Annotated in this window: 2 protein-coding genes (1 of these 2 only partly in view); both read right to left on the reverse strand. The window is 75.4% G+C overall.

The window, feature by feature from the left end; translation table 11 throughout:
* Nucleotides 1-6,886, reverse strand: partial view of an SDR family NAD(P)-dependent oxidoreductase gene (locus tag LCD33_RS15845; RefSeq protein ID WP_224977996.1) — the beginning only. Its footprint begins 17,603 nt before the window's first position; 6,886 of the gene's 24,489 nt are visible here — the first part of the coding sequence; the start codon lies at nucleotides 6,884-6,886; its stop codon lies beyond the left edge, outside the window.
* 40 nt (nucleotides 6,887-6,926) lie between these two features.
* On the reverse strand, nucleotides 6,927-11,990 hold the full coding sequence (locus tag LCD33_RS15850; protein ID WP_224977998.1) for a beta-ketoacyl synthase N-terminal-like domain-containing protein: 5,064 nt from the start codon (nucleotides 11,988-11,990) through the stop codon (nucleotides 6,927-6,929).
* Nucleotides 11,991-12,035: the final 45 nt, after the last annotated feature.

A 12,035-nucleotide genomic window follows, 5' to 3' on the forward strand; every position in this document is an offset into this window, starting at 1 on the left:
CGTGCACCCCGGCCTGCGCCGGGTTAGATCCGGTGTCCCCGGGCAGCAGCCGCGCGCGCCGGGTGAGCGCGGTGAGGCCGAGCCCACGGGCGTCGGCACCTCCGGCCAGCAGCGCCTTGACCAGGCGGAACAGCGCTATCGGTGCCTGCTCGGGCCGATCGGTCGCCGGGGCGGTCCAGTACACGTGCTCGACCTCGGCGGGCAGCAGTCCGGTGAGCTGATCGACGGTGGCCTCGGCGGTGACGTCGAGGACGGTGGCGCCCGGGTGGTGGCGGCGCAGCTCCGCCTGCTCCTCGGGGGTGCCACCGGCGAGCACGACCCGGGCCTGCGGCGCCGGCCAGAGCGGCGCGTCCTCGTCCGCGGGCAGTGCGTCCCAGGCCGGGGCGAGCAGCGTGGCAGCGGGCTCCTCCGCACCGGTCACCTGGCGGGAGGCGTAGCCGCGCAGGCTCGCGCTGAGTCGTCCGCCGTCGTCGTACAGGTCGATGTCCACTTTGGTCACGTCCCGGTCGGGGGCGGGCTCGTAGCCCGCGGTGTGGCGCAGGTGTGCCCACATGCGCGCGGTGGTGGGGGTGAAGAGGTCGACGTGCTCCAGCGCGAACGGCAGCGCGGGGGCGCCGCGGCGTTCGGCGAGCGCGCCGGTCGCGTCGCCGTGCAGGCCGACGACGGCTTGGACGGCGCTGTCCAGCATCGCCGGGTGCAGCGCGAACTCGCCGGGATCACCGGTGTCCGCGGGCAGTTCCAGCCGGGCCAGCACCTCACCGTCCCCTATGGACAGACTTCGCACGGCGCGCAGCCGGTCGCCGTGCCGGATGCCGACGGCCTCCAGCGCGTCGTGGCACTGCTGCCGGGTGAGGGTGCGGCGGGAGCAGCGGGCGCGCAGCACGTCGAGGGATTCCGGTTGCGCGGCGGCGGGTTCCGCGATGCGCCCCTGGGCGTGCACCTCGGTGCCGTCGCGCAGCACCCGGAACGCGTCACCGTCGAGGCGCACCGCCAGTTCCGCGCCGCCCTCGGCGACGGGGAACGGCGCGGGCCACACCACGTCGCGCAGCCGCAGCGGCGCGGTGCGATCCCCGGTGGCGGCGCGGTGGGCGAACTCCAGCGAGAGCACGCCGGGCAGCACGGCCCGGCCGTTGACGTGGTGGTCGGCGAGGAAGAACTCGTCGCCGGTGAGCCGGGTGCGGTAGGCGGGGTTCACCCGGGTGGTGACCTCCGCGGTCCGGGCGGTGGCCTGCGCGGTCCGCGGTTCCACGGGCCCGGCGACGGCGGTGGTGGCGGGTGCGCCGAGGCCCGTCGCGGCGGGTCGTTCGATCCAGTACCGCTGCCGCTCGAACGGGTAGGTCGGCAGCGGCACTTGGCGGCGCGCGGCGGCCGGGAAGCTCGCGGAGAACCGGTCCACCTCGCCGCGCACGTAGGCCCGCGCGAGCTCCTGCGGTGCGAGCGCGCGGTCCCCGTCCGCGGGCCGCGGATCGGCGGCGGTCTCCCCGGTCAGCACCTCCGGCCCTGCGGTCCCGTCGAGCCAGCCGCGCAACCGCTCGGCCAGCGCGGGCAGGTCGGCGGCGGTCGTGGCGAGCCGGTGCGGGAAGTGCGCGCGCCCGGCGGCGAGGCTGTGCGCCACCACCCCGGTCGGCAGGCCCGGTTCCCGGTTCAGGTGCGCGAGCAGCCGCCGCACCACCTCGCGCAGCGCGGCCGGAGTCCGCGCCGAGAGCAGGAACGCGTGCTCGCCGGGGATGGCGGCGACCGGTCCGCCGCGATGCTCCTCCAGCACCACGTGCGCGTTGGTGCCGCTGGCGCCGAACGAGCTCACCGCGGCGCGGCGCGGCCCCGACGCGGGTTCCGGCCAGTCGCGGGTGTGCCGGTCGATGCGGAACGGACTGCCGTCGAGGGCGAGCGCCGCGTTCGGCTCGCCGAAGCCGGGCCAGCCGGGGATCCGCCGGTGCCGCAGCGCCAGCAGCGACTTCAGCACCCCGGCGATCCCGGCGGCGAATTGGGTGTGGCCCAGGTTGTGCTTGATGGTGCCCAGCGAGGCCGATCCGGCGGGGGCGCCGGCGAAGGCGCGGCTGAGCGCGCGGAACTCGATGGGGTCGCCGAGCTGGGTGCCGGTGCCGTGCGCCTCCACCAGCTGGATGCCGCCGGGTTCGACGCCCGCCGCGGCGTGCACCTCGCGCAGCAGCCGCTCCTGGGAGGCGGCGCTGGGCGCGGTCAGGCCGTTGGTGGTGCCGTCCTGGTTGACGCCGGTGGCGCGGACCAGCCCGTACACGTGGTCGCCGTCGCGCTCGGCGTCGGCGAGCCGCTTCAGCAGCACCGCGCCCGCGCCCTCCCCGGGCACGAACCCGTCGGCGCGGGCGTCGAAGCCGTGGCAGCGCCCGGTCGGCGAGAGCATGCCCGCGGGGCTCGCCGAGCGGTACAGCCGCGGCGTCGTCTGCACGAACACGCCACCGGAGATCGCCAGGTCCGTCGCGCCGGAGAGCAGGTCGCGGCAGGCCAGGTGCAGCGCCACCAGCGAACTGGAGCAGGAGGTGTCGGTGGTCAGCGCCGGTCCGCGCAGGTCGAGCTGGTAGGCGATGCGGGAGGCGACGACCGAACCCATCGTGCCCCACAGCGCCTGCGCGGGCGGGGCGTCGTCGAGGTGGTCGTGGTAGTCGCCGGTGTAGCAGCCGACGTACACGCCGCAGTTGCGCTCGCGCAGCCGTTCGCCGGTGTAGCCGCCGTCTTCGAGGGCGTTCCAGCACTGCTCCAGGAAGATCCGCTGCTGCGGGTCGGTGTAGGTGGCTTCGACGCCGGACATCGCGAAGAACACCGGGTCGAACCGGTCGATGCCGCGCAGGAAGCTGCCGGAGCGGCAGGTGATCTCGGGGCCGAGCTGCCAGCGGGTGACGGGTTCGAGCAGGTCCGCGCCCGCGACGAGGTGGTCCCAGAGGGCGTGCGGGTCTTCGGCGTCGGCGTAGCGGGCGGCCATGCCGACGACGGCGATCGCCTCCTCCCGCCCGGCGGCGGAGTCCGCTTCCGCCGCGGCGGTTCTCCCCGTTCCGGCGGGGAATCCCGGGCCGGTCGTGATCCCGTCCCGCTCGGCCCCGGGCGAGCGCAGCGCCGGACCGTAGGTGTCGAGCAGGTGGGTCCGCAACCGTTCGACGCTGCCGTGGTCGAACAGGTCCGTGGTCTCCAGCTCGGTGCCGAAGGCCGCGTTGAGGGTGTGCACCAGGTTGACGCCGAGGATGGAGTCCAGGCCGTGGTCGGCGAACGGGCGGCGCCGATCGATCTCGGCGATCGGCACGTCCAGTGCCTCGCCGACCGCGTCGAGCAGCACCCGCTCCACCTCGGCGGGGGAGGCCGCGGGCCGCTCGGGAGTGCTCGCGGCGGTGCCCTGCTCGACGAGGTCTCCCGCGGCGGCGCCGTTCGCCGCGATGCCTTGCTCAGCGAGGTCGTTCGCAGCGGTGCCGTTCGCGGGTGACGAGTTCTCCGCGCGGACGTCACCGGCGCCCCCGAGCGGGAACCGGCGCCCCGCGAACGGGTAGGCGGGCAGGTGCACCCGCCGCGCGACCGGCCGCAGCGCGGTCCAGTCCAGCGGCATGCCCTTCGCCCAGAACGCGGCGAGCTCGCCCAGCTCGTCCCGGGCGATCCACTGCGCGACGAGCGCGCGCAGTTCTTCCTTGCCCGCCAACGCGTTCAGCGTCTCCCGGGTGGTGCGGACCCGGCCGCGGTGCCACGGCCCGCCGCCGTCGGGGTCGGCGAGGAAGTCGCGCAGCCGCTCGCGGAATTCGGCCGCGGTGCTCGCGCGGAAGCACACCCGCTCGTCCATCGGTTCGCGCCCGAGCTGCAGGGTCGCGGCGACGGCGGGCAGGTCCGGGTCCGCGGCGGCGTCCAGCCACCCGGCGAGCTGCGCGGCGCGGGCCAGCAGGTCCTCGGTCGTGCGGGCGGACAGCGGCAGCAGCACCGCGTGCGGCTCGGCGGGCGCGACGGGCGCGGGCCGGTGCTCGGCGAGCACCAGGTGCGCGTTGGCGCCGCCCGCGCCGAACGAGGACACCCCGGCGATGCGCGGCCGGCCCGCCGCGGCCGGCCAGTCGGCGGCGGTGGTCTGCAGGACGAACGGGGTGGCGGCGAAGTCGATGTCGGGGTTGGGCCGTTCGGCGTGCAGCGTGGGCGCGAGCGCGCCGTGTTCCAGCTGCAGCACCGCCTTGGTGAGCCCGGCGACGCCCGCCGCCGCTTCCAGGTGGCCGATGTTGGACTTGGCGGAGCCCAGTGCGCACCGCTCGGCCTGCCCGGCGAACGCCTCGGTCAACCCCTCGACCTCGATCGGATCGCCGAGCCGGGTGCCGGTGCCGTGCGCCTCCAGGTAGCCCACGTCCCCGGCGGAGATGCCCGCGCGGTCCAGCGCCTCGCGCACCACGGCCGCCTGCGCGCGCGGGTTCGGCGCGGTGTAGCCGTTGCTCCGGCCGCCGTGACCGATGGCGGAGCCGAGCACCACCGCGCGGATCGGGTCGCCGTCGGCCTCCGCCCGCGACAGCGGTTTGAGCAGCACCGCCCCGACGCCTTCCCCGGGCACGAAGCCGTCACCGCCGACGCCGAAGCTGCGGCAGGCCGGCCCGGAGGCGAGCATCCGGGAGCGGCACAGCTCCACGTAGGTCGACGGGTGCAGGTAGAGGTTCACGCCCCCGGCGACGGCCAGTTCGCAGTCGCCGTGGCGCAGGTGCTCGCAGGCCTCGTGGATCGCGGTCAGCGAGGACGAGCACATGGTGTCGATCGGCATGCTCGGCCCGCGCAGGTCCAGCAGGTAGGAGACGCGGTTGGCCAGCGAGGCGAACGAGGTCCGCGGCGCCGCGTCCGTGCGCTGACCGGTCCGGTCGAAGCCGTTCTTGGTGATCCCGGCGAACACGCCGACGCGGCCGCCGTGCCGGTCGGCGATCCGCTCCCGGGTGTAACCGGCGTCCTCCAGCGCCGACCAGGCGGCTTCCACGAACAGCCGTTCCTGCGGGTCCACGTCGGCGGCCTCGCGGGGGGCGATGCCGAAGAACGCGGCGTCGAAGCGGTCGAAGTCGTCCAGGAACGCGCCCCACTTGCCGTAGCTGGCGCCCCGCTGCACGGCGCGCTGCGCATCGGGTTCGTGGAAGCCGTCCAGCGACCAGCGCTCGGCGGGGATCTCGCGGACGCTGTCGCGCCCGGTGCGCAGGTTGTGCCAGAACTCGTCGAGGGTGGGGGCATCCGGGTAGCGGCCGGTGAGGCCGATGATCGCGATGGGTTCGGCGGGATCGAGCGGGCGGGCGGGCCGCGGTTCGGTGCCGGCCGGTTCGGCGCTGGCTGATCCGGTGCCGGCTGATCCGGTGCGGACCGACTCGGCGCTGGCCGGGCCGGTGCTGAGCGACTCAGCGCGGGTCGGTTCAGCGCGGGTCGGGCCGGTGTCGGCCATCGGCTGCTCGGGCGCGCTCTCGGCGAGCCACCGCCTGCACCCCTCCGGGTCCCGTTCGGCGAGGTGCCCGGCGAGGTCGTGCAACGTCGGGTGCTGGTAGAGCAGGGTCTTCGGCAGCGCCCCGAACCAGCGCGCGAAGCCGCGGTTCAGCCGGGTCACCGCCAGCGAGTCGATGCCGAAGGAGTCCAGCGGCGCGGCCGCGTCGAGCTTCGCCGGGTCCAGCCGCACCGTCGCGGCGACCAGTTCCTTCAGCGCGGGCAGCACCGCCGCCCGCAGGTCTCCCGGTCGCTCCGGCACGTCGCCCTCCTCGTCGATGACCAGCAGTTGGGGTGCTCCGACGGCCAGCGCCTCGCGCAGGGCGCGCAGCGCGGTGCCGGTCGCGAGCGGGTGCCCGAAGCGGGCGGTGAGCGCCGGGATCTCCTCGGCGGCGACGCGCATGCCGCCGTCCTGCCACAGCGGCCAGCCGATCGAGGTGCTGGTCCCGGAGCGGGCCCCGGCGGCGACGAGCTCGGCGCGGTGCGCCAGGTGGGCGTCCAGGAAGCCGTTCGCGGCGGCGTAGTCGCCCTGCCCGGCGTTGCCGAGCGTCCCGGCGCCGGAGGAGAACGCGGCGAAGAAGTCCAGCGGCAGGTCGCGGGTGGCGTGGTCGAGGTGCACCAGACCAGCGACCTTCGGCGCCAGCACCCGCTGCGCCTGCTGGAAGGACTTGCGGATGAGGTAGTCGTCCTCGACGAGCCCGGCGGCGTGCAGCACGCCGTCGAGCCGGCCGTGCGCGCGCACCACGTCGGCGACGAGTGCGGCGACGGCGGCGCGGTCGGTGACGTCGAGGCGCCGGTACTCGCCGTGCGGCACCTCCCGCGACTCGGACCGCCCGCACAGCACCAGGTGCGCGCCGGGGGCGTGCCGGGCGGCGTCGGCGGCGAGCAGCGCGCCGAGACCGCCCGCTCCCCCGGTGATCAGGTAGACGCCGCCGGGTTTCCACGGCACCGGCGCGTCCGGGCGCGACACCGGTTCCCAGTCCCGCACCCGGCGGCGGCCGCCGTCGTACCGGACGTGCTCGTCGGCGGAGCCGAGCTCGGCGGCCAGCACCCGCGCGAGTTCCGGCCCGGCGGGGACCCGGTCGAACTCGACGAGCTGCCCGCGCAGCCCCGGGTCTTCCTGGGACGCGGTGCGCAGCAGCCCGACGAGTCCGGCGTACCCGGTCGCGGTGCCCGCCGGGCACACGACCTGCACGTGGCACGGGCCGCCCGCGGTGAGCACCCGCTGGAGCTCGCCGAGCAGCCGGGTGGAGGCGTGCTCGAAGCCTGCGGCGGCACCGTCAGCGCGACCGTCCACCTGCGCCACCGACACCGCGGCGGACCGCAGCGCGACGGCCTCGGTGCCGGGGACGTCGCAGAGCACGACGAGCCGCCGGGCGTCGACCGGTTCGGCGCCGGGCCGCGCCGGTGCGTCGCGCCAGATCGGCAGGCGGAGGATCTGTCGACTCACGTGGGGCTCCGTTCGGGGGCGCGGTGGCGCGGGCTCGTGGTCAGGCATCGCTGAGGGCGTCCGGTCCGAGGCGGTCGTCGAGGACCGCGTCCAGCAGCGCCGCGTAGGCACCGGTGTCGAAACCGGGCTCCGGGGATCTCCCTTCCACCACCGCAGTTTCCTCCGCGGGCGCTGCGGTTTTCCGCACAACCGAACCGGTTCCCGGCCGCGCACCGGGGTTTCCCCGGTCGTTCCAGTGGTTTCCGGGCGTGGCGTCCGGTACCCGGTACCGCTCGCGGGCGAACGGGTAGCCCGGCAACCGGAGCACGCCGGTACCCGCCGGGTGCAGCACCGACCAGTCCACATCGGACCCGGCGCACCACAGCCGCACGACCTCGTCGAGCCGCCCGTCCCGCAGCGCCCGGGCCACCTCCGGGGAGTGCGCGGTGCCGCGCCGCACCCCGGTGCCGCGCGAACGCGGGACACCGCCCACGTGCAGCCCGGTGCTGTCCCCGGCCAGATAGCGGTCCAGGGCGCCGGCCAGCTGCTCGACGCTGTCCGCGACCAGTCCGAGCCGCCGTTCCATCGCCTCCCGGCCGACCTGCAGGGTGTGCGCGAGGTCCGGCAGCGCGGTCGCCGGGGCGCCGCGCAGGTGGTCCCGCAGCCGCCGCGCGGCCTCCCGCAACCGTTCGTCGTCGCGGGCGGACAGCAGCACGGCCTGCGGTCCGCCGTCGGCCGGGGCGCGCCGCGGTCGCGGCGGTGCTTCCAGGACGACGTGCGCGTTGGCGCCGCCGAAGCCGAAGCTGCTCACCCCGGCCCGCAGCGGCCACGCCCGCCCGTCCGCGTCGGCGCGCGGCTCCCAGACCTGACCGCGGCGCACCACCTCGAACTCGCCGCCGGACAGCGGCAGGTGCGGGTTGAGCCGGTCGCAGTGCAGCGTCGGCGGGAGCTCCCGGTGCCGCATCGCCAGCAGCACCTTGAGCACCCCGGCCAGGCCCGCGGCCGATTCGGCGTGGCCGATGTTCGTCTTGACCGAGCCCAGCGCCCACGGCCGCCCGTCCGGGCCGGGCCCGCCGAGGTCGCGATAGGCGGTGGCGAGCGCGTTGACCTCCACCGGGTCACCGAGGGCGGTGCCGGTGCCGTGCGCCTCGACGTAGCCGATGCTGCCGGGATCGAGCTCGCCCATCGCCTCCCGCACCAGCGCGGCTTGCGCCACGCCGTTGGGCGCGGTGAGCGATCCGGCCCGGCCGCCGTGGTTCTCGGCGCTGCCGCGCACCACGCCCCAGATCGCGTCGCCGTCGCGGACCGCGGCCGCCAGCGGCTTGAGCAGCACCACCGCGACGCCTTCGGCGCGCACGTAGCCGTCGGCGTCCGCGGCGAACGTCTTGCACCGGCCGTCGGGGCTGAGCATCCCGGTCTGCTGGGTGGCGGCGAAGGTGTCGCCGCTGAGCAGCAGGTTCACCCCACCGGCGAGCGCCATCTCGCAGCGCCCGGACCTGATGTCCTGCACCGCCCGGTGCAGCGCCACCAGCGAGCTGGAGCAGGCCGTGTCGATCGGTTCGCTGGGCCCGTGCACGTCGAGCACGAACGAGATCCGGTTGGCCAGCACCGAATGCGCGTTCCCGGTGGCGGTGTAGCCGTCGGGTGCGACGCCGCTGGCGTTGAGCAGCTGGTGGTAGTCGTTGCCGGACACCCCGAAGTAGACGCCGGTGCGTTCCGGTAGCCGCGCCGGCGCGTACCCGCCGTCCTCCAGCGCCGCCCACGTGGTCTCCAGTGCGAGCCGCTGCTGCGGATCCATCAGCTCGGCTTCCAGGCGGGACAGGTTGAAGAAGCCGGCGTCGAACCGGTCCACGTCGGCGAGCTGCCCGGCGAACTTCGGGAAGTCGGTGCGGGCCACGGTGTCCGCGTAGCGCTCGTCGAACCGGTCGCCCGGGTAGGGGGTGACGAGGTCGTCCCCGGCGCGCAGCCGCCGCCAGAACTCGTCGAGGTCGGCGGCGCCGGGGAACCGACCGGCGGCGCCCACGACGGCGACCGCGTCCGAGGCGGACCCGGCTGCGGGAGGCTGCTGCGCCGGGCCGTGCGGAGCCGGGGCCGCAGGAGCGCGCTCCGGTGGCGCCTGCGCGGGTGCCGGTGCGGTCTGCGCGGGCGTCGGTGCGGTCTGCGCGGGTGCCGCCGCGCGGTCCGGCCACCGCTCGCGGAGGTGCTCGGCCAGGCTGCGGATGTTCGGGCACTCGAAGAACACCGCCGGGCTCAGCTCCACGCCGAGCAGGCCGTTGAGCTCGGTGGCGAGCGTGGCGAGGGCGATGGACTCGAACCCGTAGGCGTGGAAGTGGGTGTCGGCGTCGATCTCGGCGAGGTCGAACTTGAGCTGGTCGGCGACGGTCTTCCGCAGCGCTCGGACCAACCGGGACTCATCGTCCGATGTGGACTCGGGCGCGGCGGCGGAACTCGGGTCCGCCACCGGCGCGGCGAGCGCCGGAACCACCGCGACCGCGGACCCGCGCACCGATCCGGGCAGCTCCCCGGCCCCGAACTCGGCCCGCTCGATCCGGCCCAGCACCCGGCCGCGCTCGTCGGCCAGGTCGATGCGGAACTCGGCGTCGGCGACCCGGTCCAGCACCAGCACCCGGGTGCGGTCCAGCTCCTCGCCGTGCAGCGCGGCGACCCGCAGCACGGTCGCGTCGGGGTCGCCGAGCGCGTGCTGCACGCCTTGCAGCACCCCGGCGAGCACCCAGGCCGGGACGTGCACGTGCCGCTTGTGCGGGTCCTGGCACAGCGCGGGCTCGCCGACGCGCACCAGCAGCCGCCCGTCGCGGAGCCGGGCCACGCCCTCGACGCTGCGCGAGTAGGGCCGCGCGTCGAGGCCCGCTTCGCCCAGCGCCGCGTAGAAACCGTCCTGGTCGAGTTCGTCGGGCACGTCCACCGGGACGTCCGGAACCCGTTCTCCCGCAACGGTTTCGACGGTGGCGGCGAACCGCGTCGTGCCGTCGGCGTGCCGCAGCTCCACCCGGTGCGCCCCGGACGCGCCGCCGAGCCGCCATTCCAGGGTCTCGGTCTCGTCGGCGGGCGCGGGCAGCGCCGCCCACTCGGCGTCGCGGACCCGCAGCGGACCGGTGATCCCGGCGACGCGGGCGAAGGCCAGCGCGCCGTCCAGCAGCGCCAGGGTGGCGTACCGCCGCTTGCGGCCCGCGGTGTGCACGTAGTCCAGCAGTTCGTCGCCGCGCGGCTTCAGCTCGTAGCGCACGCCGTGCAGGTCGGAGCGGTTCTCCCCCACCCACGGGTGTGCGCGGCGGGTGAACGCCAGCGGCCGCAGCACGCTGGGCGCGTCGTCGAACTCGGGATACCAGCAGCGGACCCGCTCGAACGGGTAGGCGGGCAGCGAGAGCTTCGCGGGCCGGGTGCCGAGCGGCCACAGCCGGTCCCAGTCGACCCCGGCGCCCTGCGACCAGTGCCGGGCGAGCGCGGCCAGGTCGCGGCCGGCGACGGCCTGCTCGACGGTGGCGGCGTTCGCCGCGCGGCGCTGCCGCAGCGTGCTGGCGACGAACTCCACGCCCTCCGGGAGCACCGGAGCATCGGCGGTCAGGTCCACCCCGGACAGCGCGGTGATCCGCTCCAGCGCGTGCCGCGCGTCGGTGGCGACGAACGCCAGCCGGCACGGCAGCTCGTTCTTGCCGGTCTGCAACCCGTAGGCCAGCGCGTCCAGCCCGGGTCGCGCGGATCCCAGGTGGTCGCGCAGGTCGCCGAGCACCGTGCGCAACGCCTGCGGGGTCATCGCGGAGAACACCAGCAGCTGCGGCCCGCCGCTGTCCGGGGCGGCGACCACGGTGCCGTCGTGCTCCTCCACCACCAGGTGGACGTTGATGCCGCCCGCGCCGATCGAGGTGATCCCGGCCCGGCGCGGTACCTGCTCACCGCGCACCACCGGCCGTTCCCACGCGGCGCGTTCCCGCTGCACCGCGAACGGCGTCGCCGCGAAGTCGATGGCCGGGCTCAGCGTCTCGGAGTGCAGCGACGGCGCCAAGGTGCGGTGCCGCAGCTGCAGCAGCACCTTCGTCAGCCCCACCAGCCCGGAGCCGGACAGCAGGTGCGCCACGTTCGACTTCACCGAGCCCAGCGCGCAGAACCCGGTGTCGTCGGTGTCCCGGCCGAACGCGAGGCTCGCGCCCTTGATCTCGATCGGATCGCCCAGCGAGGTCGCCGAACCGTGCCCCTCCAGGTAGCTGATGGTGCGGGCGTCCACGTCGGCGTCGTCCAGCGCGCGTTCGACGGCGCGGGCCTGCTGCTGCGGGCTGGGCACGGTGAACCCGTTGCGCACGCCCGCGTTGGTGAGCCCGCTGCCCTTGATCACGCCGTACACGTGGTCGCCGTCGGCGACGGCCTCGCCGAGCAGTTTGAGCACCACCGCGCCGACGCCCTCGCCGAGGATGGTGCCGTCCGCGCCGAGCCCGTAGCTGCGCACCACGTCGGCGGACTTGGTGGTGAAGTGCGCCTGCGAGGTGGAGATCAGGTCGTAGGGGTGCAGCATCAGGTTGATCCCGCCGACCACCACCATCCGGGTCTCGCCGTCGCGCAGCAGCCGCACCGCCTGGTGCACGCACGCCGCGGACGAGGCGCACATGGTGTCCACGAACACCGACGGGCCGGTGAACCCGTAGTGGTAGGACAGCATGTTCGCCATCACGCCGACTTCGCTGCCGCTGGTGGTGGTGCCGCGTTGCAGCATGTTCTGGAAGCCGTAGTAGGCGTAGCTGTTGTTCATCGAGCCGACGAGCACGCCCACGTCGCCGTCGTAGCGGCGGCGCAGCGTCTCCCGCGAGTACCCGGCGTCCTCCAGCGCGGTCACCCCGGTCTGCAGGAACAGCCGCACCTCCGGGGACATGATCTCGGCGTTGCGCTGGGAGATGTTGAAGTAGCGCGGGTCGAACGCGTCCACGTCGCGCAGGAAGGTGCCGGTGCGCACGACGGTCTTGCCGAGCACGTCGCGCTCGTCGAAGTGGATGTCGCCGTGGCGCCAGCGGGATGCGGGCACGGTCTCGAAGCTGTGCCTGCCTTCGCTGAGCAGGTCCCAGAACTCCTCCAGGGTGTCCGCTCCGGGGTAGCGCCCGGCCATGCCGACGACGGCGATGTCGTGCCGGCCGGGGTCGTGGCGGGGGTCGGCGGGGCGCTACCC

It is taken from the genome of Saccharopolyspora sp. 7B (assembly GCF_020177435.1).
Lineage (GTDB): Bacteria > Actinomycetota > Actinomycetes > Mycobacteriales > Pseudonocardiaceae > Saccharopolyspora_C > Saccharopolyspora_C gregorii.